General features: G+C 59.5%; 17 protein-coding genes. 5 read left to right on the plus strand and 12 right to left on the minus strand.

All coding sequences use genetic code 11. The features are described 5' to 3' along the window. The first annotated feature begins 71 nt into the window (after positions 1-71). The 4 genes from KHO33_RS17690 (at position 72) to KHO33_RS17705 (ending at position 3,196) form a co-directional block, all read left to right on the plus strand. Positions 72-356, plus strand: coding sequence for a hypothetical protein (locus KHO33_RS17690; RefSeq protein WP_054035561.1), 285 nt, complete (start codon positions 72-74; stop codon positions 354-356). A 183-nt stretch (positions 357-539) separates the two neighbouring features. Continuing rightward, a complete protein-coding gene (locus tag KHO33_RS17695) occupies positions 540-767 on the plus strand; it encodes a hypothetical protein (protein WP_200565391.1) in 228 nt (75 codons plus the stop codon). Between the two features lie 487 nt (positions 768-1,254). Next, on the plus strand, positions 1,255-1,539 hold the full coding sequence (locus tag KHO33_RS17700) for a DUF3303 domain-containing protein (RefSeq protein WP_054035563.1): 285 nt from the start codon (positions 1,255-1,257) through the stop codon (positions 1,537-1,539). A gap of 19 nt (positions 1,540-1,558) precedes the next feature. Continuing rightward, positions 1,559-3,196 (plus strand): MFS transporter, encoded by a 1,638-nt coding sequence (locus KHO33_RS17705; protein ID WP_200565392.1) that lies wholly within the window; start codon positions 1,559-1,561, stop codon positions 3,194-3,196. Positions 3,197-4,072: 876 nt separating this feature from the next. On the opposite strand, the gene KHO33_RS17710 is transcribed toward KHO33_RS17705, so the two are convergent. The 11 genes from KHO33_RS17710 to KHO33_RS17765 all read right to left on the minus strand — a co-directional run bounded on the left by KHO33_RS17710 (position 4,073) and on the right by KHO33_RS17765 (position 20,134). Beyond that, the gene (locus tag KHO33_RS17710) at positions 4,073-5,431 is read right to left on the minus strand and encodes an endo-1,3-alpha-glucanase family glycosylhydrolase (RefSeq protein WP_234480584.1); all 1,359 of its coding nucleotides are present in this window, start codon (positions 5,429-5,431) and stop codon (positions 4,073-4,075) included. Then, complete coding sequence (locus tag KHO33_RS17715) at positions 5,428-6,750, minus strand: hypothetical protein (protein WP_234480585.1); 1,323 nt, start codon at positions 6,748-6,750, stop codon at positions 5,428-5,430. Before KHO33_RS17715 ends, KHO33_RS17710 begins: the two co-directional genes overlap by 4 nt. Beyond that, the gene (locus KHO33_RS42120; protein WP_234480586.1) at positions 6,743-8,986 is read right to left on the minus strand and encodes a glycosyltransferase; all 2,244 of its coding nucleotides are present in this window, start codon (positions 8,984-8,986) and stop codon (positions 6,743-6,745) included. The genes KHO33_RS17715 and KHO33_RS42120 overlap by 8 nt, the downstream gene beginning before the upstream one ends. After that, complete coding sequence (locus KHO33_RS17730) at positions 8,973-10,049, minus strand: glycosyltransferase (protein WP_200565393.1); 1,077 nt, start codon at positions 10,047-10,049, stop codon at positions 8,973-8,975. The genes KHO33_RS42120 and KHO33_RS17730 overlap by 14 nt, the downstream gene beginning before the upstream one ends. Next, the gene (locus KHO33_RS17735) at positions 10,027-11,520 is read right to left on the minus strand and encodes a hypothetical protein (protein WP_200565394.1); all 1,494 of its coding nucleotides are present in this window, start codon (positions 11,518-11,520) and stop codon (positions 10,027-10,029) included. The genes KHO33_RS17730 and KHO33_RS17735 overlap by 23 nt, the downstream gene beginning before the upstream one ends. Continuing rightward, entirely contained in the window at positions 11,517-13,751 is a 2,235-nt protein-coding gene (locus KHO33_RS17740) for a polysaccharide biosynthesis tyrosine autokinase (protein ID WP_200565395.1), read from the minus strand. Before KHO33_RS17740 ends, KHO33_RS17735 begins: the two co-directional genes overlap by 4 nt. A gap of 12 nt (positions 13,752-13,763) precedes the next feature. Further along, positions 13,764-14,201: a low molecular weight protein-tyrosine-phosphatase gene (locus tag KHO33_RS17745; protein WP_200565396.1), complete on the minus strand. Its 438-nt coding sequence runs from the start codon at positions 14,199-14,201 to the stop codon at positions 13,764-13,766. Continuing rightward, positions 14,198-15,355, minus strand: coding sequence for a polysaccharide biosynthesis/export family protein (locus KHO33_RS17750; protein WP_200565397.1), 1,158 nt, complete (start codon positions 15,353-15,355; stop codon positions 14,198-14,200). Before KHO33_RS17750 ends, KHO33_RS17745 begins: the two co-directional genes overlap by 4 nt. A gap of 206 nt (positions 15,356-15,561) precedes the next feature. Continuing rightward, positions 15,562-16,296 carry a hypothetical protein gene (locus KHO33_RS17755; protein ID WP_054035572.1) on the minus strand — a complete coding sequence of 245 codons (735 nt, stop codon included), beginning with the start codon at positions 16,294-16,296 and terminating at the stop codon, positions 15,562-15,564. Between the two features lie 19 nt (positions 16,297-16,315). Then, on the minus strand, positions 16,316-18,694 hold the full coding sequence (locus KHO33_RS17760; protein ID WP_211629219.1) for a YjbH domain-containing protein: 2,379 nt from the start codon (positions 18,692-18,694) through the stop codon (positions 16,316-16,318). Positions 18,695-18,718: 24 nt separating this feature from the next. After that, positions 18,719-20,134, minus strand: a complete 1,416-nt coding sequence (locus tag KHO33_RS17765) for an undecaprenyl-phosphate glucose phosphotransferase (protein ID WP_200565399.1) — start codon at positions 20,132-20,134, stop codon at positions 18,719-18,721. Positions 20,135-21,055: 921 nt separating this feature from the next. Between KHO33_RS17765 and KHO33_RS17770 the strand changes: the two genes are divergently transcribed. Beyond that, entirely contained in the window at positions 21,056-21,211 is a 156-nt protein-coding gene (locus KHO33_RS17770; RefSeq protein WP_093642071.1) for a DUF3309 family protein, read from the plus strand. Between the two features lie 149 nt (positions 21,212-21,360). Here KHO33_RS17770 and KHO33_RS17775 read toward each other — a convergent pair whose 3' ends face one another. Continuing rightward, positions 21,361-22,716, minus strand: coding sequence for a four-carbon acid sugar kinase family protein (locus tag KHO33_RS17775; protein ID WP_200565400.1), 1,356 nt, complete (start codon positions 22,714-22,716; stop codon positions 21,361-21,363). Positions 22,717-22,726 lie beyond the last annotated feature (10 nt).

Here is a 22,726-nt window from a genome sequence, read left to right on the forward strand (position 1 = left end):
CGGAGAGGCCCTCGGCAATTTCCGCTTCGCTCCGATCACGCCCGTCTTCCGCGCACCTTTGGAGAATCACCATGTCATCCCTCATGATTCGCGATCTATCCCGCACCCGCGAGCTCGACCGCCGCGCAATGTCGGCGGTGGCCGGCGGCACCGGCAGCAGCGTTCCCGGGCTGCCCTCCGTAGCCGGCCTTGGCGGCATCGCCAATGTCAACGTCTCGGTGAACCAGAACCTCAGCCAGATTCAAACCGTCAATGTTGCCGCGCTCAACAACATCGGCGTGATCGGCGCCGGCTTCGTGCCATTGAATCTGAATGTCAGCCCGTCGCTGTGGGCCGCCAATTACGCCAACGTTTAACGGCATGCAGTAGCGAAGGACCGGGGGCTTCCCTACTGCTGCCTGCTCATATCCGGCAGGCGAGCTGCAAGCAGATTTCCTATACTGATAGTGCGACGAGACCTCAGCACACTTATAGACACACCCGGGCGACGGCTGGCCAATCGCACCAGCCGCCGGCTCGATCGTTTCCCTGGAGCCGCCATGGCAAAGCTCGCTATCAAAGACCTCACCGACAGTGTCGAACTCGACCGCCAGGCGATGGCCGCCATTGTTGGCGGCGCGCGCATTGGTGCACGTGCGAGCATCGCCGTGCAGGTGGCGCCAGGATCCGCACGCGTCGTCGACTACCCGCCGGGTTTTCCCGCAGCGCATCAGGCCATTGTCGATGTGCACATTGATACGGTGCCGCGCAATTCGTCGCGCAGCTAGGCCTTTGATCAGACATTCGCAGCAACGGCACGCGCTTCCCGCGCGTGCCGTTTTCGTTTGATGCATCGGCGATTGTTCGACGTGCCGTTCGCATGCGTGCCGGTGGTGCCGGAACACTGCAGGGCTCGCTTCGAAACAGATCGATATCGACATCTTCGACAGCCGCATTAAAAGGTCCTTCTTATAGGACGCACGAGAGGTCCGCAATTGGAAACGAGCGCGACCACCAAGCTATTCCGCCGACGGATTAATTTGTTCGATTAACCTGGTGAATGTCCGCACGCGGCGACGTTAGCGACCGATCACTCACCTATGATGTTTAGGACGCCACGTGGTTTTATGCCGTTCGCCGATAGCACCTGCTATCCGGACAGCGTTCTGGCGCAGAAGCGTTGGTGGCGCGAGGCATGCAAAAGCGTCGCACAGCGCGAATGGCGATCGCGACCCGCCACGAGCCGGCATCGCCAAACCATATAGGAGACACGCAATGAAATTCATCGTGCAATGGAATGGCCTGCCGACCGCGGAAAACTCCGTCATCGAGCGCTTCATGAAAACCGGCGGCCAGGCGCCTGAAGGTGTCAAATTGCTGGGACGCTGGCATGCCATCGGCGGATTGCATGGCTTTGCAGTCGTCGAGGCGGACGATTCGCGCGGACTGTCGGCGCTGGCGCTCGAATGGGGCGATTTGCTAACCATGAGCATCTTCCCTGCGGCGACTGACGAAGACCTCGGCGCGGCATTGGGTGCGCATCAGGCGAAGCGAAAATAAGTGCGCAAGTAAGACAGTCATGACGCCCAACCTTGACACGCCTCTACCCACCGGACAACTGCTGCCGTTTCGCGAGTCGCTGCTGGCGATGCTCGGCGTTGCATTCGTCTCGATGCTCGTGGCGCTCGATCAAACCATTGTCGGCACCGCGCTGCCGCGCATCGTCGCCGATCTGAAGGGCTTCGATCTGTACGCATGGGTCGCGACGGCGTATATGCTGGCTTCGGTGATCACCATTCCGATCTTTGGGCGGCTGGGGGATCTGTTCGGCCGCAAGCCGTTTCTGATCGCTGCGATTCTGTTGTTTACCGGTGCTTCCGTATTGTGCGGGTTTGCCACCAGCATGCTGTTGCTGGTGATTTCGCGCGGCTTGCAGGGGATAGGCGGCGGCATTCTGATCGGCACGGTGTTCGCCACTGTCGCCGATCTGTTCCCCAATCCGAAGCTCCGGCTGCGCTGGCTCGTGTTCGTTACGTCTGCTTTCGGAGTCGCGAATATGGTCGGGCCGACGCTTGGCGGCATGCTCACACAATACGGCGGCTGGCGGCTGGTGTTTTTCGTCAACGTGCCGGTCGGTCTCGTGTCGCTGCTGTTCGTGCTGCGTTTTTTGCCGCCCCTACGTCACCTTCGACACAAAGGCCCCGTTCGGCTCGACTGGCTCGGCGCGTTCGTAGTTGCAGTCACGTTCGGTTCGTTGCAATTGCTGATCGAATTGTTTCCGAGGTACGGCGTCGACACGATAACGATCGTGCTGGCCGTCGTTGCAGTGAGCTTTGCAATGACGCTGTGGCTATGGGAGCGGAGGATGAAGTATCCAATCATTCCAGTGGATATGCTGATGGACCGCAAGCTATCCGCGCTCTTCGCGATGTCAGTGCTTGGCGGCTTCGCGCTGTTTTCGCTGGTGTTTTATGTGCCGCTGCTGTTTCAAGGCGGCTATGCGATGTCCGCGCACGACTCGGGCATGCTGATCACGCCGCTGCTGCTCGGCACGACGATCGGCAGCGTGGTGAACAATCGTATCGTCACGCGGATCCGTCGCGCGAACGGCATTATGTATGTCGGCTTCGCGCTGTCCGCACTGGCCTGCCTTGGCGTGATCGTACTCAGAGGTACCGAGCCGCACCTGGTGTGGATGTCGTGCATGGGCATCAGCGGTCTCGGGCTCGGTCTAGTGGCAACCAGTCTGACGGTCTGTTCGCAGCAGATCGTCGCGCGTGACCAGATCGGCGCGGCAACGGCGTTGCTGCAATCGATGCGTACTTTTGGTGGGATGCTGGGCACGGTGATGACCGGTGCGTTGCTTGGGCATCTCTATACGCAGGGGGTGCATCGCTCGCTTGCCTCGTATCAGGCGACGCAGTGGTTCAAATCGTTTGCGAGTCCCGAACTGCTCGTGGACCGTGCGGAGCAGGCGGCGTTGATCAATCGCCTGGTGAGCGCCGGCCATGCGGGGGACGCGATGATGAATTCTGCGCGGGATGCGCTCGTGCAGTCGATTCATATCGGCATTCTGGTGGCGGGGGCGGCGGCGTTGATTGGGTTGTGTCTCGCGTGGTTTGTGCCGCCGGTGAGGATTAGTTATTCGGAGGCGGAGTTGGTGGTGGGTGGACCGGCGCAAGCGGATGCGATTCCGCCGCGGGGGAATGCGCTTTAAGTGGTTGTGGGGCTTGGCCCCTCTTGGTCTCATTTCATCAGCTTGCCTGCATTCTCTCTTCGCCCTAATAGTGGTGCGCGCGACGAAAGGCCTAACGCTACCGAGCTGGCCTCCTTCCACCAGAAGGGCTCTCTGTTCTTCTGCCTGCCTCTTGAGGTTTGGAGGCACTAACTTGTGCCGTTTGACATGTGTCACGCCGAAGCGAAACTGCGAGTAAAAGCCTCCATATTTGGGGCACGGCAAGTACCTCTTGAAATCCATCCGTAATCGAAATAGCCCTCAAATCAAGGGACATTCGACGCACTTCTCGAACGAATGATCGTAGGAAAGCTTGACCGAACGATTGAGTTTTCTTACCATGGACGTCGCCGCTTGCACACTTAAGACCAACTCGTTTCCGACCACGCGCGCGCATAGAACAAGGCCAAAACTAAACAACGAGGTCTTCCGGGGTTCTTGCATGACAATGGATGAAGACATCGCGCACGTAGCGCGAGTAATGGCGCCGTCTTTGCGCGCCTTTCGTGGTGAACCTGTGCTGCCGCCAGCCTATTGGCGAAAACGACTACAGCGCATACAGGATGAATTCCCCCTGACCGAGTTGCAAACGTTTCAGATTGAGCGGTTGCTGGGGGAGTTGGATCGGTTTGAGGCGGAGAGGGGGGGCGACTTCGGGAGACGAAAGTGACCGTGTATCGCGAAAGATTTTCTCAGAGAAACAATGCGACTGAAGCGTTTCTTGAATGCACCTGGCGATTCTGGCTTCTGACCTCGAGCCTCGACGTTTGCACGGCGATTACAAACTCGCTCTCACCAAATGCGCGAACATAAAGAACCAAAGACAGATGGCTGCGCCTATTTGGTCTCTCTGCAAGTTCAATTCGAGACCGACGATCCACTAAAGTAGTTAAACGCGCCGCTAAAGTCGATTGTACGGATAGACTCCTCGCCCGTTTTGTCGGCGATTGTTTTGCCATTGCGGATCAGCGTAAATCGCGGCGCACCCGGTATCGACGGCACGGCGACTTCACTAACGCCGGCCGGCAGATCGCGCGCCGTTCGTGCGTTGCCTTGAACGATGGTGAGGATCGCCGGCTCGGTCAAAAACGCCGTTACGTGAATTTGCGCGGTCAGTGGTGTGGAGGAGCGTGGTGCGGTTGCGTTGCCAACTGACGCGCCAACGCTCGCCATTGCGGCCCCCGCTACTGGATGTAGGCGATAGAAGTAGTAGAACTTGTCCTGGGTAATCACCGGTTCGGCGCCATTCTTGAACCATTCGATAAAGTAGCGGCTGGCGTCGAGATACGCACTGTGGCTCAGCAACGCACCGAAACGCGGGTTATAGACCTGCGCACGCGTGCTGCTGCCGATCGGCGCCACATACGTTGATTCGGCCCAATCGTTCCACGTGACGATCTGAACCCAGTCGACATTGGCGTGAATCGCAGCGAGCCATTCGGTCGCCATGCCGGAGAAACCGTTGGTTTCGAATGCGCGGTAATTCGTGCCACTCGCGAGACCACGGTAGTACGGTGTGACGGGTGCCATGAACAGCTTGTGGGCCGACTTGAGCGCTGTAGCCAGATGTTCGATGGAGCGCGCTAGCGAATCTGGAGCGCCCGCCGCGCCGAAATAGAAATAGCCCTGCGCGGCATGGCAGCGATTCCCAACTTCGCTCGCAACGGCGCCGCCGATCTCCGCTTCTCCTGTCAAAGGCATGAAGTGCGGCACAAAGTACGCGCCCAGCGATTCCGCTTGCGCAATCAGCGCTTCGCAACGCGCTGTGTCCTTGCCGCCCAATGCATACGCCGAGACCACCGGCTTCCCGTCTACCATCAACTGCGCCGGAAGACCGGCGGTCGAATGCACGATGTCGTCGAGTTCATCCTGGGCTTTGCCGTCCGCCGATACGAACAGCTTGAAACCGTTGCCTAACTGCTCGGCGGCGCGATACATCGTCAGCACGCGTGCACGATAAAGTGGCTCGTTGCGATTCCAGCCGCCGCAGTTCAGTGCGAAACCGTCGATGCCTCGCTGCTGCGCGTCGTGGAACTCCGCGATGTAATCGTCGATGCCGGCATTCGGGCCGCCGCGCGGCCACGCGACCATGTAGTGCGCAAACACCCGCTTGCCATACTGCGGCGCAGCCGCTTGCGCGACAGCAGCCGACGCACGCGTGGCCATCCACACGGGCGGCACGCCAATACATCCCAAAAGCAGCGTTCTACGCTTCATTCCTGCAGGCTCCCACGCAGTTTTCCGATGACCGACGAATCGGCCGTCTGTATTGACGCGAGCGAGCGCCGCGCCGCACGTCGGCTTATAGTCAATGACAGTACCAGCACGAGTACACCCGCAATCACGATACCGGTTAGCGCGCCGATCAGCCCAAATTCATACGACAACACCGAAACGAACAGCAGCGACGCACCGACTTCGAGGGTCGAAATCGTGACGAAGGATGCACGATTCGTTGAAAAAACCAGCAGCGACAGCACGCGGCAGACGAAGATCAGCATGGCGCCGAGGAAAGCGACGAACATGAAGCCAAACTGCATCGCGTAGGAGCCGAGCACGACAACCGGAAACAGGTGAATGCGGCACGCGAGCCAGCTTGCGAATGACACTAGCGCAAAGAGAGAGACTACGCCCGTCGCCATCACGCGACCATGCGGAAGCTGCAGGAGCGCATCCATGACCCGCTTGAAACGTCCACTCAACACAAGCGCCACCCCTTGTCCACAATTGAACGCAAGGTTATGCACGCTCTTTACACCTCGATACAGTGATCCCGACGCGGGCCCGACGACAAACGTGACGATCATAATGTCAACGTGCTTCGCGCCGGAGAAGATTGCGTTCCCGTACCAGCTGCCGAGAATCTCTTTGCGGTTCTGCACGAAAAACGCTTTATAGTCGAAGGTACGGAAGTTGAATTTCTCTGCTTCAGGACGGAAGAATTCAGAGTCGCGCGGCAACCCGCGATGCAGCGAGTGAAGATACGCGATGAGCAGCATCACGCCATACAAGGCCTCGACAAGCAGCAGCATGTCCGGCAGGTATGCATCGAGCGAGCGCCGTTCGATCAGCAGCACGAGGATCAACACGCGGCTAAGCGCGGATGCCGTCGAAATTGCGCAAATCGTGCCGCTGCGCCCATAAAAACGCAACACGCCTAGCGAGAAATGCGACAGTCCATAGGCCATCGGTGCAAGCACCATCACCACGCCGAACTGCGTACTCGCAAACACGCCATAATTTGCGAGCAATGTGCCGACAGTCGCGAACACCACCGTCGAGCCGAGCGCGCTCAGGCAATCGAGGAAGATCAGCGTCGATACGTGCGAGCGCACTCTCTCGATAGTGAAGATGCGCGGCGACCCGAAATTGAACAGATCGATTGCAACGAAGAAGAATGCGACCAGCGCATACGACTTACCCAGCCACACTGCGTCCAGATAGCGCAGCGCAAGCGCAACCGCAACAAAATTGCCGAAAGCCGGCAACGCGGACGCAAGCATGACGTAGACGACATCCCGCTTCATGTCAGCCATATGCTTTCAAGGCCTCACAATAGCGACGGTACTGGGCCTGCAGATCCGAATAGCGGAAACGGCGCGCCGCTTCGTGCTGGCACTGCTTCTGCTGATCGCGCCACTGCCCATCGGCGGCAATGTGCGCGATCTTCTCGCTTAACGCATCAACATCGCCGGGCGGCACAAGGCTTGCCAGTTCAAGCACTTCCGCGATTCCGCCCACGTGCGTCGCGATGACCGGAATGCCTAGAGCCATTGCTTCAAGCAGTGCTCGTGGCATGCCCTCCTGTAGCGAAGGCAGCACGAAGAGCGCATGCTGGCTCACCGTGCGAAGCACGTCGTCCCCGCTCAATGCACCCGTGAAGCGGACGTCGTCGCCAAGTCCAAGTCGCGCTGAGAGTCGTTCGAGTTCCGCCCGCAGCACTCCGTCTCCGATAAGCGTGAGTTTGACGCTGAGCCCACGTTCACGCAGCGCAGCCACCGCGTGCAGCAGGATGCCGTGGCCCTTGCTTTCATTGTGCATCATTGCAACGTTGACGATGCGAAGCACGCCAACATCTGCATCACGCTTGACGCGCGCATCATCGCAACGGTCGAACAACTCGTCGGGCAGATACGCATCGCTGAAGCCAAACGAATGCGCGTACGCGCGCGGCGGGTAAGCAGCCTGCAACGCGCCGGCTGTCACATAGCGCACGGTTCGACCGTGTTTCGCCGCATGACGCGTAGCCCAGCAGTGCACGTGGCGAGCGATGTGCCGCAACGGATGACGGGACGCCGCATCGCTGAAATAGTCAGCGGGATCAGCAACGATCTCCGCTGAGAACGGCTTGCCCGTCGCGCGACACAGCAACATGCCGATGAGCGTAAGGTTGCCGGGAAAACGCAGCAGCAACAGGTCTGCATCGTGAATCACACGCCAGATGCGCCACACCAGTCGGGGCAAATTCCTGATCAATGCCCTCACCCCGCGGGACGCGCCGAGGTCGATGAATTGCGTGTACTCGCCAGTAACCAACTCGCCATGCGCGAGTTGCACCGGAAATGATCGGGCTGCGATGCGCACGCGCGCGAAGCTTTCCGTGAAGCGGGCCGCGAACTTGCGATGCCCCATGTGTGGACTAAATATCTGGTCCCCTACCTTCGAAAAATTACCGTCGATCAAAAGCGTGATCGAGGGATTGGTTTCAGCTCTGCACAACTCGACTAGCTCTGCATAGCGATTCACAGATAGACAGGCCAACTTCTGCCAGAACGGTGCGGGGTCGCGCCTGAGATTTTCGATTGCTGCAGCGACAGCGTCGGGATCAAAGCTTTCCGCATGGAACGCGTATTCGGACAGTCCGAGGTCCCCATACGCAGCCTGCCCCTTGCGCTCGTAGGCGATGTGAATGCTCGGTAACCCGCCGAGCACGCTTTCAAGACTGCCATGCAGTCGCACCGACACGACGATCGCATCCTCGGATCGGATCACATCACGCAGCGCTGGCGCCGACTCGACGCCGAAAACTCGCTGATAGAATACGTCGTCGCTGTTGCCGCGTCCGGCGCTCTGTACCGCCAGACTCGCATCCGGAGTCAGTTCAACAAGGCGCCGCAGCTTCGCAATGTAAGCGTCCGCATACGGCTTGTCACTCAGGTCGCGAAACACGAAATACACCTTACGTCGCCGATCGTGCCCGGAGGAATCGTTGGGCGCGAGTTGCGGCGCGTGAGGCCGTTTGCTGATTTCCAGAACGACCAGATCGCCGATCCGCACTGCATGCCCATGATTCAGCTCGCGCACGCTCTTGTCATCACGCAGAAAAATCGTGTCGACATAATGACGCACTAGCCACTTAAGCACGCGGCCCGGCACCGTCGAAAACGGCCCGACGCTTTGCGGCAGATAGATTCGCGAGCGGGGCCCCCAGAGCGACGCGCACACGATCTGCAAGCCGTGCGCAACCAGCGTCTTGCAGCCTTCCTTCCATGTGCCGGCGCGCAAATAGCCGCCTCCCACACCGAAGAACACCGGCGCGCGCCGGTGCCACGCATGCGCGAACGTCCTGGCGACGAACTGCCAGAGGGAAATCAGTTCGACTTGCGAGTCATCAAGATAGCCGACGAACGACGCCGGATCCAGGCACACGACAGTGATGCACTGGCTGAAACCGGCCTCGCGAATCGCACGCAGACTCAGCTTGACCAGCAACCCATCGCCGCTGTTGCGTGAGCTGTAAGCGTGTAGAAGATAGACGTCAGGCGTTTTCATAGCAGTTCATCAGCGACTTGAAGAATTTATCGGCGTTGAACGCTTGATCGAACACGTGACGCGAATTCGCGCCCATGCGGCGGCATTCGTCAATGGACAGCGAATTGAGTTGCTCGGCGAGGCACTCTCCCGTGAGCTGGCGCAGAATCAGGCCGTTGTAGCCATGAATGACCTGCTCCGGCAGCGAGCTTTCGCTCGATACGACCAGCACTTTGCCGGCTCGCATCGCTTCGATCGGTACGAGCGCGAACCCTTCCCAGCGCGACGGGACCACGATCACGTCCATGCTGTGCATCGCGTGTTTCGCTTCTTCTGGGTCAACCCAACCGTGATACGAAATGTGCGACGCTTCGCCCGGCGTCGCCGCGCCTCCACGCACCGACACCCCGAACACGTGCACATGCAAGTTGTCCTTCAGTAGCGGCAATGCATCGACGAGAATGTCGAACCCCTTCTGATAGTCGAGCCGGCCGAAATAGCCGATCTGAATCTGTTGCGACGGCTGCGCGGCTGCTTCCGTTTGATCGGTGACCCGCTCGGCCGCAGCGTCTGCCGGAATACCCGTGTAGACAAGCTCGATCTTGTCGGGCGCGATACCATGCCTACGCGCCGCGCGCACTTCGTCGAACGACATGCAGAGAATGCGCGTGCAACGCCGCGCCAGCCATTTCTCCACCAACGCGAAGGTCAACGCGGTCGCACGCGAGATGTCCTTCTTCATGAACGACCACGCGTGCGGCGTGTACAGCACTTTTTCATCGTCGAAGCGGCTGAGGCGCACGTAAACGCCCGGATAGGTGCTGTGGCAATGAATCACATCGGCACGTAGCGGCTTGACGAGCGTTCGAACTTCGCGTGCGATTGCTATAAACCTGAGTGGGCTACGGCTCGACCGGTACGGCACAACATGAATGCCGTCGACGTCCAGCTTGGCGATGTCCATCGTGCACGGATCGCATACAAGCACAACGTCGTGCCCGCGATTGCGCTGCTCGATCATCAACCCCGTCACATAATTGGCGATGCCACCTATCCATGTTTCAACTACGTGGACTATTCTCATTACGCACCCCAGCGTTTCGATGGAAAAGGCGCCAGTTGCGTTTTTTTGGTCTCAGCAATAGCGCCATCGGCAAAGCGAACAGCACGATCCATCGCATCCCGTAGTAAGCAAGGACGTTCGAATCGAACAAGAAAAACAGGAACGGCAACGGATAGGACACCACCTTTACGAGCAGCCATCGCCAGCTCGTGCCGTGGCCCATCAGGTTGATCCGCGCGATCAACCACGCCACCACTACAAACGACATCAGATAGCCGAACACGCCGAAATTGACGAGAAATTCACCGGGCATACCGAACAGCAGCGTCGTCTCATCGGATTCGTTGGTCTCGGTTTCTCGAACGATGTCGCTCTTCTCGCGAGCAAAAGTTTCGGGCTTGTCTTTCCAGATCGCCTTCGGCACGACTGCCGCCACCGCGCCGACGAAGCTGCGACCCATGCCGAGCGTGTAGCCTGGTTTCGACACCGAGTCGAGCGCCTGTACCTGGACATCGAAGCGCGACAAGTCGCGAAACAGGAAGAAACTTAGCGGCCCCATCGATAATTGCAGCATCCGCTGATCCGCAAAGTTTTTAGACAGGTTGCCGATCTCCGAATAGTCGATGCCAAACTTGAGCGGAATCATCGCGAGGCCACCGACGGCGACACAGATGCCGACGATCTTCGCCGCTCGCCGGCTGATGCGCGCAACAAACGCGTGGTAGATGAGGCACGCGAACAGCACGACGAATACGATCCCCTGCCGATTGCCGAATACGCCGGACGACAGCCATCCAAGCACGACGAGCTGGGCAAAGGCCGCAATCCTCATCACGCGACTGCGCCACGGCCGGAGCATCACGCATGCGAAAACCCAGAGCGGGGCTGTATTGGCGAGCGCCTGCACGACACCAAGCCCTTCCAGCGGGTCGTTTTGAGTGACCGACGTTTCGAGGCGATCCGCATAGAGTTGTGCGATCTGTCGGTAGCCGCCCAGCTTCACGTAGATGAGCGCGAGCGCCGCCAAAGCCAGCAGCGCGAACACATAGACCCAGCGGCTCACGACGACGGTCCCTTGCATGTCCGGCATCGCGGCTGGCGCCGCGCGCTTGTTGCGCATTGCGATGAGGGTAAAGTTCATCGCCCAGATGCCGACAATGTTCAGCGTGAACCACGCGATCGTCGCAGGGTTCTGCTCGGGCAAGAGCGTTAGATAGATCTCGTCGCGCGCGATCAGTTGACCGGCTGGCAGCACGCAGAAATATGCGAGCGCGAACAGCCGCCAAAGCCGCATCAATTCGCTATCTGCCTTGATGCACCAGATGCTCACCGCCCCAAGCAGCAACAAACAAGCCGTCAGCGTATTGGTGCCGCCAAGACAGAGCGCCGCGAAGAGGCCCGCCATCGCGGAGCCGCCGGATAGCAGCCAGAGAAACGGCAGCTTGTCGTGTTGTCGCGGCGGCCGGCGCAACGTCGCCCGCGCCGCACTCATTTCGCCAGCCTCTTCTGGTTCTCATATTGATACGCAACATAACGGTACGCGCCATATTTCGACCGATAGCCGAACGCGCGTGCGTCGACACCGTTGAAGATCACGCCTTTGAGCGGTGCGTTCGCGCGTTGCAGTTGCCGCGCGCTTTCAGTGATCTCTCCGATCGCCGTCTGTTGAAAGCGCGCGACGAGGAACACCGTCCCCGCGATGGTCGCCATCACCGGCGCATCGGAGACCGCCAACACTGGCGGCGTATCGATAACTACCATGTCATAACGCTCACTCAACGATTCCATCAATCGGCTCATGCTATCGCTGAGCAAAAGCTCCGAAGCATTGGGCGGAATGCTGCCGGTCGTCATCAAGTCGAGCCCTGGCGACACCTCGTGCTGAATCGCGGCCTCGACCGTCGCTTGACCTGCAAGAACGTTGGACAGACCTTGACCACGTGTGCGGCCGAAGTACTGATGCAAATGGCCGCGCCGCATATCCGCATCGATGAGCAGCACGCGCCTACTGCCACCGCACAACACCGCTGCGAGGTTGGCAGAGATGAACGACTTGCCGACGCCCGGTGCGGGGCCGGTCAGCAGCAATCGATTGTTCGGTGCCTCGAGCATCGCGAAGCTTAGCGCGGTGCGCAAGCTGCGCAGGCTCTCTATCGATGGGTCGGTCGGATTCGATTCCGCGAGAAGGTACCTGGCTGCCTTGCCCGTTTGCATGCTCGTGTTCAGCGACTTCTGTATCTGCGAAAGCGGAATCGTGCCGTACACATTGAGACCTGCGTAGCGCTCGATGTCCTGCGCGTCCGTTACGCCTCCGTACAACATTTCCCGCGCGAACGCGGTGCCGATGCCGAGCATGAGGCCAGCGATCGCCGCGAGGCCAATTACGAGCGGCTTCTTCGGCCATACCGCCTCTTCCGGCAGGCGTGCGTCGTCCACTTGACGAACGTTACCGACCTTGCCCGCGGCGACGAGCTTCAACTGCTGGATGTTGTTCAGCGTGCCGACGTAGATGTCCTGGTCGACCTGCACGTCGCGCATCAAAGAGACAGTGTCCTGCTCAAGGTTCGGCAGGCGTTTCACGCGGCTGTTCACGTCGCCGAGCTTGGCCTTCATTGTGTCGATCTGCTGATCGAGCGCAACGATCGCTGGATGACCCGGCGCATAGCGCGTCGCGAGATCGGCGCGCCTCTGCTGCAGGTCAAGCAGGCCGCTTTGCGTCGCGACGCTTTCCTGCAGGAACGTTTGCGCCTCGAGGCTCACGTCGAACGTTCCCCGCCGGTCGCGCATCGCGTTGTAGCGCTTTTCCGCGACCTCAAGATCGTGCTTGAGGCCCGGCAGCAAGCTCTCGAGGAATTGCGACGACTTCTCTGCTTCGGCGGCCTTGCGCTTTACGTTCTGCGCGACATACGCCTCGCCAATCTGGTTAAGGATTGCCGAGATCTGCTTCGGATCGCCACCACGTAGCGCGCCGGTGATGATGTCGCTTTGCTTGCCCTTTTGCTGCATGTTGAGCTTTTCTTGCAGATTGGTCAGCGTCTTGAGCTTCGGCTCGCGTATCAAGTTGAACGCAGCACCCGGCTTCGCGCGCACGTCAGCCACGAGCAGGTGAAGATGGCCGACACTCTGATCAACGTCGACCGGTTTGCCGATCGTGCCTTCGATCGGCGCGTCGAGATCGGACTGTGTAAGTCGGAAGCGGTGGTTGTCGAGTAGTGTCAACTTGAAGCGTTCGTCTTCGAGATCCTTCGGTACGTCGAATTCGCGCACGTCGATCGATTCGGTGCCCCAGCAAAAACCGCCCCAACCGAGCAGGCCGGGATTTGACAGTGACTTCGCGCTGTCAGCGATGCGCCATCCGATAAGCGGAAAGTAGCGCGGACGCGCGTCGATATAGAGACGCAGGTTGTTCACCGCCTGATCGACAACCAGTCGCGATTGCAGGATCTCGAGCTCGCCTTCGGCTTCCGTCTTCACGTCGAACAGCGACGATACGTTGCCAAGCAGCGAACTCGCACTCGTCGGATTGTCTTCTTCAACCTGGATCATGATGTCCGCTTCGTACGTCGGCTTCGCCAGAAACGCATATGCGGTCCCCAACAGCACGACGACGGCGAAGATGCTCGCGATAAGCCAGCGGTTCGCGATCACGATGTCCAGATAACGGATGAGGTCGCTGTCCTCTTCGGCGCGATCCTCGACCATCAGGTCTAATCTGTTGTTCATGTTGTTCTCTCGTTAGGCCATTGCTTTTATGCGTGGCGCCCATGCGTAGACGCCCTGTCGGATCAGCTCGAATGCATCGTGAAAGTGCGCAATCGGCTTTGTGTACGGGTCCGGTACATCGAAGCGTCCGATTTCTCCAAGCCGGAACACCTTGCCCGACGCGCCCGGATGCCGGCGCATGATCTCGTGCTTATGCGCTGCTTCCATCGCAAGAATCAGATCGGCACCGCTGACGAGACTCACATTCAGCTGCTGCGCACGATGCGCGGTGATGTCGAGCCCCGATTCTGCAGTGACGCGGATCGCCAGTGGATCGGGCCCTGAACCCACAACCGCATCGAGCCCGGCCGACAACACAGTGACGCCGTTGAGTTCACGTTCGATCAGGTATTGCGCCATCGGGCTGCGGCAGATATTTCCGACGCACACGACCAATATCGTCTTGATCATTTGGTCACGATCGCCCCGGTTAGTGCCGCGTTGACGGCAGGCAGCAGAAGACTCAGCACGCGGGAGAAGCGCACGAGGCCATTGCCGTCGACATAGACGATGTCGCGTGGATTCATTTCGAACTGATTCGCGAGCAGCATTGACACCGGCGAACGCGCCGCGAGGTGATAGACCTGTGGATTCGGCCCGAGCGAATTGCGGATCACGTAGACTTCGGATGCATCGGCGGTGTTGCTGTTCAGACTTCCTGCCTGCGAGATGGCTTCGCTCAGCGTGAGCCTGCCGTTACGCAGCGGAATCGCCGTTATCGGCTTGTTGACTTCGCCCATCACGTACACGCCGTTCTCGTCGCGCGCCAGTACGCGCAGCAGATCGCCGTCGCGCAACACGATCTTGGCGGGGTTGGCACCCGCGTCAAGCATGTCGGTGAGGCTGATCGGATACGAACGTCCATCACGCACGAGCACGAGGCGACTCTGGTCGGCGGTGTCGCTGAAGCCGCCCGCGCGATTGATTGCGTCATAGAGCGTCATCGGAATGTCGTTGAGCGGCAGTGCGCCCGGCGTATGCACCTGGCCGTCAACGAACACCTGTTTCGCGCGGAACGATGCGACGCGCACCGTCACCTGCGGCTTGATGAATGCGTTGGCAAGACGCATCGTCAGTTCTCGCTGAACTTCCGCGGGCTTGAACCCCTCGACGTGCAGGCTACCGACATAGGGAAACTGCAGGTTGCCGTCCTCGTCGATTACAAAACCGGGCACGGGATCGGACGCGCGCGTCGCGGTCTGACCGGATGGCGCCTGCGCGGCGGCCAGTTCCGGATGGTCCCACACCGTGATCTGCAGCACGTCACCCTTGCCGAGCCTATATGCGGAGGGAGCAGACATGAGGTCCCGAAGCTGATCGGAGCGCGCCTGCGCGAGTTGGCTTTGCATCTGCGCGATCAGCGTGACGTTAATGTCTTCGACCTGTACCGGCAGACTTGTGGGCGGCGTCTGCGCATCTCCGCTCGTCACCTGAAGCGCCGTCGGTGTACTCATCTTCATGCCCGGCGCGGCCGTGCACGCAACCAAACCAATGCACGCGGTGACGACGCACAAGCCACGCGCGATCCTCAGGCTTTTGCCGATCGCTTTAACATCCACTCTCATCTCACTGCTCCGTAAAACTTGTTGGCCGGTAACGTGCTTGACGCCGTCGCTTACAAATTCCTGCGGCGGCTGTCGCACGTTTTGTGTTGGTCGAATCCTGTACTTCTGACGCCGTGCTCTCATCAGGCGCCCGCGTCGGTCAAGCCTATGCAGCATCCGCACGGTGATGCGGACTGGCGGGAGCGCGCAGCCTCCCGCCGCGTCGCTTACTTCGTCGCAGTCCCCGTCCCCCCACTCCCCCCCGTCCCACCCGTCGACCCGCTACTGCCACTCCCAATCGGCGCCGCCGCCCCGGCCGCCTGCGCAGCCGAAGCCAACGAAGCCGCCGGTTGCCCATTACTCGTAATCGCGCCAGCCGTCAGCAACGTATCGAGATCGGCATCCGCCCCCGGAGCGCCCGGCGTAAACGAAACCGTCAAGAACGACGAGGAAGAAAGCGTGATCCCATACGTGTCTTTGATCAGCTTCACAACCGCCGCCTGAGCATTCGCAATCACCGTGCTATTCGACAGCGCGCTCTGATACGACGGATTAGAAGTAATCCCGGCGAGCAACCCGCTAACCGTCGTGCCCAATTGCCCCGCAAGGTAGTCCAGCAGCAATTCGGTAAGCGGCGTCACGTTGTACGTACCCGCACCGGCCGCAAACGAATGGATCGTGACCGCACCACCTGTCGCCGTAATCGTGCAAGGACCATCAAACGCAAACGTCGCCGTATAAGCACCGTTGGCATTAGCCGTAGCGCTACCCGACCCGTTCTTGCAAGTCAGCGTGATGCTCGCGTTAGCCAGTGCCGCGCCAACAGCGGCCGTACCGCCCACCGTTCCGACCGGCGAGCCGCCGCTGCTGGTTCCACCACCGCATGCAACCAGCGCACTGGTCGCAAGCACTATCGATCCGAACTGCAGCGTGCGCAGCGTGGCGCCATTTAGAAGCTTCATCGCCTATCTCCAAAGAAAGTCATTCACAATTGACCGGCGCCAACGCCAGTCCGTCGCTTACACCCTGCAAACCGTTTCCGCAGACGCCGTGTGAAAGCGCCGCGCCCGTCGTTACAGCAGGCACACTCACTTGCGGCTTCGGCTTCTTTTCGTCACTACCAGGCCGCCCGTAGCGCAGATACGCATCACGCATCCGGTAGAGCTGTGTCGAGAAGTACTCACCGCTAAAGCGGCCCTGATTCAGCAAGTACTGCTGCGTGCTATACGGAAAGGTCATGTTCTCTGCCGCATTGGCCGACAGATAATTCGTCGATCCCACCCGCGTGCGGAAATCAAGCCCGAACTCTTCAGAGCCATAAACCTGGCTGATCCCCGGCTTCATCCCCTGACGCAACGTCAGAGGGAAGCTGATTGCAGCACCCACAAACGTGCCCTGCCCGCTATGCTCGCCATGCACGCTCACCGATACGTCGTCGAACCAGCGCGTCAGCGTCGCGACCGGCCCCTTGTCTCCACCCACAAAGCGCGCCACGCCCGCTTCGATCCACAACTTCCAGGACGGCTGCACCCAGCGGTAAGTCAGCTCGGCATTCTTCTCACTCGGCAATTCGTCATGCCCCGGCTCATGGTGCAAATAGGCAAGCCGCAAACGAATCAGATCGGGACGGCCCGGCACGAACACCGTTGTTTCGTTTTGCACGCCGACATACGAGTAATCAAACTTGCCGACTGATGCCACGTTGAACACTTGCGGCACGATCCAGAAGCTTTGTGCCAATGCGACCGCATTCAGACCGCCGCGCAAGCGGTAATTGCTGAACACGCGGCCTTCGTCCATGTTCTTGGTGTTGTAGATCGGTGCGATATAACTGGCGTACAACTCCGCGCCGCGCCACAACGGCACGAATCCTTCAATGTTGGCGCCGAGAGAAATGTCGAAGTTGCCGTACTCGGTGCCGTACAGGTAACTGACGATCGGTTCGATCTGAATACGCGTCAGCCCATGCGTGTGCTCGTTGCCATGCCATGCGATCGAATCCGCGTCATATGTCGGACGCGTGCGCATCGTCAGCGACGCGCTTGCGGCCGTCGGCGCACCACCCGCAACGAACTGCGCAAACGCATCGCGATCGACAATGACTTCGCCCAACGGCTCATTGGCCTTCTTGATCACCACATGAATCTTGTCCGTGCCGTGCGGCGCATTCACACTCGCCACACCAAGCACAATGCCGAGCGCGTCGGCTTCGTTCTGGTTGTATCGGTGGTTCTCGTACTCAACCACCAGATCGCGACCACTCATCCCGACACGCACACGCTCGAGACCGGCGGCAAAGAGTCGCGCGGCGATTTCGTCGAGCGCGGAGGTGTCCAGCGCTTCCAGAATGGCGGGAGACTGCGCATCCGCCGATTTGGCCGCCGTCACATCACTTAGCATCACAGACGCATACGACTGCAGCGGCGGCACATACGTGATCGGCGCTGCGGCCAGCGGGTTGTTGTTAGCGGTAGCGGCACGCAGGTCCACCGGTTGCAGGCTGGCGAGGCGGATCGGACCGTCATCGTCGGCGTCCGCAGTCTGCGTGACCGGCACTTGCGGGCCTGCACACAAACCGTCCGCACAACGTGCACTGCTAAAGCGTTTTCCCAGCGGAATCTGAATGCCTACCGAGAACGACGTGCGCGGCGACACGCCATCCGTCGAGCGAATCGAGCGCATGAACGTGCCAATCACGTTCGCATCAGCTAGCCAGCTAATCCGCGGAGACTGATAGCGCACGCCGGCATAAGGCGTCTTCGAATCGTCTTCTGCGAGCAGCGACAAACCCGTGTTCCACAGCGAGACCTGCGCGCCGCCGAACAAACCATCGAGGCGATCACCCTGGCCATAACCGGCGGTCAACGTCACCGGTCCAAATGCTTGCGACACCACGCCGTATTTCGAACGGAAGAAATGCGTCTGCCCGCCAATGTCGCTAATGCCGAACGCGATGCTCGGTTGATACTTAAAGAACTTCGGTACTTCGAGCTTGACGTCACCCATCAGGTGACGAAACAGGAAGTGATCAGCGTTGCTGAATGGCGCGTGGACATCAGCCGGGTAATTGGCGAGTCCACCCGACAACTCCACATAAGGCAGCAACCCCACCGCGCCCCAATACATTTGCGAGCCCGTCGCCTGCTTCCCATAGCGCGGATCGATGTAGTTGTTGTACTGCGCCTCCACCGTCCCTTCCGGCAGTGCAAACGCGTACGGAATCACCAAACCGCCCGCCTGCCCGAGCGCATTGAGCGCTGGATCAGCCGCGTGCGCCGAAGCGGAAAACGCCAAGGCTGCAGCAAGCGTCAGCGCGTTCGGCGCCGATCGGGGTTGTTGTCCGCGTAATTTCATGGCCATGTATTTTTTTATTGTGTGCAGGTGTCAGTACGCGTTGCTATGAACCAGACCCTTCGCTATCGTCGCCGCGACAATCCGCATGTCGAGCCCGAACGACCAATTGCGCAGGTAATACAGATCGTGTTCGACGCGTCCTTGCATCTTCTCGATCTGGTCTGTCTCTCCTCTGAATCCGTTGATCTGTGCCCATCCTGTGATCCCCGGCTTTATCCGGTACCGATGGATGTAGCCGTTCACCACTTTCTGATAGAGCTCATCGTGTTCAATCGCATGAGGCCGCGGCCCCACTACCGACATATCGCCCCGCAGTACATTGAAGAATTGCGGCAATTCATCCAGGCTAGTACGCCTGAGAAACGCACCCACTCGCGTAATACGCGGATCCCCTCGCGTGGCCTGTTTCACCACACCCGTTTCCACGGCGTGAGTACGCATCGAACGAAACTTGTAGATCTTGAAGATGCGGCCATCCGCACCCTTGCGTTTCTGAGTGAAGAACACTGGTCCACGCGAAGAAAACTTGACGGCTATCGCAATCGCGATCAGCACCGGGGCAAGCGCAACCAGCGCGCAAGCCGCAAACGCACGATCGAAAATCTCTTTCTTCACCAAAGCGCGAGCCGGCACCGGTGACGCAACCAGGTTGATCGCAGGCATCCCGATCAAATCGATCATGCCGCTATCGAACAGCGCAACGCTGCGCATATCAGGTACAAAGCGCACATTCACGAGGTCGTCGCGAAACTCGGCCACAAAGCGCGACAACGTGCGCTCTTCAGAAAGCGGCAACGCAAGCCACAACTCCTGCACGTCGTGAGATCTCACGTAGGCGGCGAACTTGACGATGTCGTCGTACACAGGCACGCCTGACCCTATCGTTCCCATCACCGGCCGCACATCAAAGGCCGCCACTGCGCGAAAGCCACTAGTCGTCGAGCCTTCGATATTGCGCACGACCTGGTGGCAATGCGACCCGCATCCCACCACCGCAACCCGGCGAAGATTCATCCCTGCGTGCCGGACGCGAGCGAGCACCGCGTGCACAGCCAGACGCGATGCAATCAGCGCGCCGCCCGTCATTGCCATCCAGTAGGCAAACCAGAGACGCGAGATGAAATCCGTGCGATGCAGCGAGAACATCAGCGCGAGACCACAGCCTTGAACCACGAACCACGCGAGCGATACCTGACCGGCCATGCGCAGCATCGCCCGCCCACGCCATGAGCCGTACACGCCGAATGCAGGGAACAGAACCAGCGTAAAAGCCGCGGCAAACGCAACGAAGGCGGTATCGATACGGCTTTGCGTGAGCTCTTCGAATCGCACCTGCGAAGCGGCCACCGCCCCGAGGACGACGAGCATCACATCGAGCAAGCGCGCGATCAGGCTTTGCAGCCCCGGTATCGTTCTTCTTTGCTGCGCAAAATTCGCCGTATCCATTCTTATCCCCCGCGCTGGTCTCTCGCGCCAAACGTTCTTGTCGAGCTGCTCAACTTGTGTTCGCTTCAACAGCTCATGTCTCTCGTACTTCCACAACCACGCTCTTCGCGACAACAACACCGCCCCGGCACGCGAAGAAGCGCGCAATGCAACACAACCTGGATTTCATCCATCCAGCGCGAAGCAAAACGACTGGACGTTCCTGGAACAACGATGGGGGATTGACTACAAGCCGCTCGCACCCGACCGACCTGGGTACTCAGGCAAAACGCCGCCACGACGAATCCGAACAAAAGATCACACCGCTTGTGCGTTGAGGAGACTGACCTGATAACCCCCGACCAGGCCAATCGTTGATTCGAACTTCACCAACACGTACTGCTTGTCTTGTCTGTGTTGTGCACCGCGCAACCTTTAAAGCAGCAAGCATGCCAATCGTTAGATTTTCTTCACAATTGATCGGAGCGCATCGGGCAAACCCTTGTTAGATATAAGTTTTTATCCCAGCCGACCTCTCAGGAAGTCAGCGAAAAAAGACGCGAAATCGTGTGCGGTAACGCGCCCGTTACGTAACACCGCCCGTAACGGTCTCGATCGATCGAGGAACGTCAGTGAGACGTTGCGAGGTGCGGTAAATGTCTGAGGAAAAGCGGGTAGAGAAGGGTTTTTGTGCAGCGCGAGCAGCGCTCCAGATGTAAGTCGAACCGCCTCGACGGTTGATTCATCAGACCAACCCGAGTCGATACGGACGCGAGTAAGCAACGATCGTTTTAAACAATTCGCTGCAGAACTTCTGCCTTGGGCACATGGCTTGCTGGACCCCAAGGAATCGATACGGCCTTTTCGCAAGCTCGCCTAAACCGCGTGCTCCATGGCTGTCCTGACAGGCGGGTCCTGTGAACCTAAGCGGAGGTTATTAATATGTTGGGAACTATTCTTCTGATTGTGCTGATCCTTATCCTCATCGGTGCGTTCCCGACGTGGCCGCATAGCCGTTCATGGGGTTACGCACCGACCGGCGGGATTGGCATCGTGTTGATCGTCGTGATCGTGTTGCTTGTCGCCGGCGTGATATAGCCGAATTGAGGTAACGAAGTCAGCAGTAAAAGCAAACCGGCCGCCGGATATCGATGCAATTCGTTGCACGGGTATCCGGCGGCCTTCCTATGTCAATTGTCGATACGCGTTCGCGTTGCGTTGTTACGCCGGAGCATGCAATGGAAAAGCTACCCGGTATAGCCGTTCAGCAGTTGTTCGAACAGATCGGCATCCCCCATCTGACCGCCCTTGAGCATGATCTCCATGCCGTCGAGTTCGCTCCTGTCGGCATGCAGCCGGCACACCGTGACACCTGCCGACAAGGGCGCGAGATACGACAATCCCCATGCGTCGAGTGCGCGGATGGCGATGCTCGACGTATCTCCGCCGGCAATCCCGACGCGTTGCAATTTCACCTTGCCGAGTACCGCTTGCAGCAGCACGGCACACGCGTGGGGAAGTTGCGGCAACGCGCTGCGTGTGTCGTCGGCTGCGAGCGCTGCGCGGCGCGTTGTGAAAGCGAGCACACTGCGCCCATCACGCAACGGGCCGACAATCGCTGCGACACGCGCGGCCACATAGTCCGGCGCGGCATCGCCGGTCATTTGCAGCGGGTCCAGTTCCACACGCAGATAAGAATGCGCAGCGGCAATCTGCATTTCGGTCAATGGCGAAAGACTGCCGGCCAACACGAACACGGGCCCGCATGCGCGAGCCAGCGGCGTGGGCGCCGCACTTCGTTCTCCTTGTTCAGCCGCTTCATTGAGTGCACGCACATAAGCCTGCGCCACGCTGCTCGCTCCAACCGCGAGCAATGGCGCTTGCGTCGAGGCATGACAAGTGATCAAGCCGCCAATCATCTGCAAATGAGATTCGTCGAGTACGTCGAATAGCACAGCATCAGGTTTCGATTTGAGCCGGTCATCTAGCTCTGTTTGCAGCGCCGTGTCGCCGCGTGCGTAGCAACGCCAATCGATCGATTGCACATTTTCCAGCCCTTGACGCCGCAGATGGACGCGCAAGTCTGCTTCATTCATCGGCGTGACAGGGTGACGGCTCATTGTCGGGTGACGGTCGATCCTGTAGATCGACTGCCGATGATCGTCCGCACCAGCTGCCGCAAACAATTCACCGAACACGCAATAGCGACGCAGATTCGGTTGACCGCCAACCACCGCGACCAACGGACTCGCGCAGTACTCTTTCAACGTACGAATCGCCACGCCGATGCTGCCGCTCTGCGGCGCGCTATCGAAGGTCGAGCACACTTTGTAGTGCATCACGCGCACGCCAAGCGTAGCGAACGCGGCCCCCACGCGCGCAAGCTCCGGCTGCTGCTCGTGCGGCGGCATAGTCCGCGCCGCACCTGCAATGCCGATTGCGTCAAGTCGGCCTAACATGGAAAGACGCGCGGCATCCGGCGGGACGAACAACAGAATGGTGCGCAACCCGGCGCGGGCGAGATGAGCAAGCGTGTCGGTCGCGCCCGTAAAGTCGTCGCCGTAGAAGCCATAGGCAGGGCCACCGCCGCTGATGTCACTCATACCGCTCGCC

The sequence above is a fragment of the Paraburkholderia nemoris genome, assembly GCF_905221015.1.
Classification (GTDB): Bacteria; Pseudomonadota; Gammaproteobacteria; order Burkholderiales; family Burkholderiaceae; genus Paraburkholderia; species Paraburkholderia nemoris.

Excerpts from the sequence above, each read along its gene's own strand:
- KHO33_RS17690 (WP_054035561.1), top strand. The coding sequence starts at position 72 with ATGTCATCCCTCATGATTCGCGATCTATCCCGCACCCGCGAGCTCGAC.
- KHO33_RS17695 (WP_200565391.1), top strand. The coding sequence starts at position 540 with ATGGCAAAGCTCGCTATCAAAGACCTCACCGACAGTGTCGAACTCGAC.
- KHO33_RS17700 (WP_054035563.1), top strand. The coding sequence starts at position 1,255 with ATGAAATTCATCGTGCAATGGAATGGCCTGCCGACCGCGGAAAACTCC.
- KHO33_RS17705 (WP_200565392.1), top strand. The coding sequence starts at position 1,559 with ATGACGCCCAACCTTGACACGCCTCTACCCACCGGACAACTGCTGCCG.
- KHO33_RS17710 (WP_234480584.1), bottom strand. The coding sequence starts at position 5,431 with ATGAAGCGTAGAACGCTGCTTTTGGGATGTATTGGCGTGCCGCCCGTG.
- KHO33_RS17715 (WP_234480585.1), bottom strand. The coding sequence starts at position 6,750 with ATGGCTGACATGAAGCGGGATGTCGTCTACGTCATGCTTGCGTCCGCG.
- KHO33_RS42120 (WP_234480586.1), bottom strand. The coding sequence starts at position 8,986 with ATGAAAACGCCTGACGTCTATCTTCTACACGCTTACAGCTCACGCAAC.
- KHO33_RS17730 (WP_200565393.1), bottom strand. The coding sequence starts at position 10,049 with ATGAGAATAGTCCACGTAGTTGAAACATGGATAGGTGGCATCGCCAAT.
- KHO33_RS17735 (WP_200565394.1), bottom strand. The coding sequence starts at position 11,520 with ATGAGTGCGGCGCGGGCGACGTTGCGCCGGCCGCCGCGACAACACGAC.
- KHO33_RS17740 (WP_200565395.1), bottom strand. The coding sequence starts at position 13,751 with ATGAACAACAGATTAGACCTGATGGTCGAGGATCGCGCCGAAGAGGAC.
- KHO33_RS17745 (WP_200565396.1), bottom strand. The coding sequence starts at position 14,201 with ATGATCAAGACGATATTGGTCGTGTGCGTCGGAAATATCTGCCGCAGC.
- KHO33_RS17750 (WP_200565397.1), bottom strand. The coding sequence starts at position 15,355 with ATGAGAGTGGATGTTAAAGCGATCGGCAAAAGCCTGAGGATCGCGCGT.
- KHO33_RS17755 (WP_054035572.1), bottom strand. The coding sequence starts at position 16,296 with ATGAAGCTTCTAAATGGCGCCACGCTGCGCACGCTGCAGTTCGGATCG.
- KHO33_RS17760 (WP_211629219.1), bottom strand. The coding sequence starts at position 18,694 with ATGGCCATGAAATTACGCGGACAACAACCCCGATCGGCGCCGAACGCG.
- KHO33_RS17765 (WP_200565399.1), bottom strand. The coding sequence starts at position 20,134 with ATGGATACGGCGAATTTTGCGCAGCAAAGAAGAACGATACCGGGGCTG.
- KHO33_RS17770 (WP_093642071.1), top strand. The coding sequence starts at position 21,056 with ATGTTGGGAACTATTCTTCTGATTGTGCTGATCCTTATCCTCATCGGT.
- KHO33_RS17775 (WP_200565400.1), bottom strand. The coding sequence starts at position 22,716 with ATGAGTGACATCAGCGGCGGTGGCCCTGCCTATGGCTTCTACGGCGAC.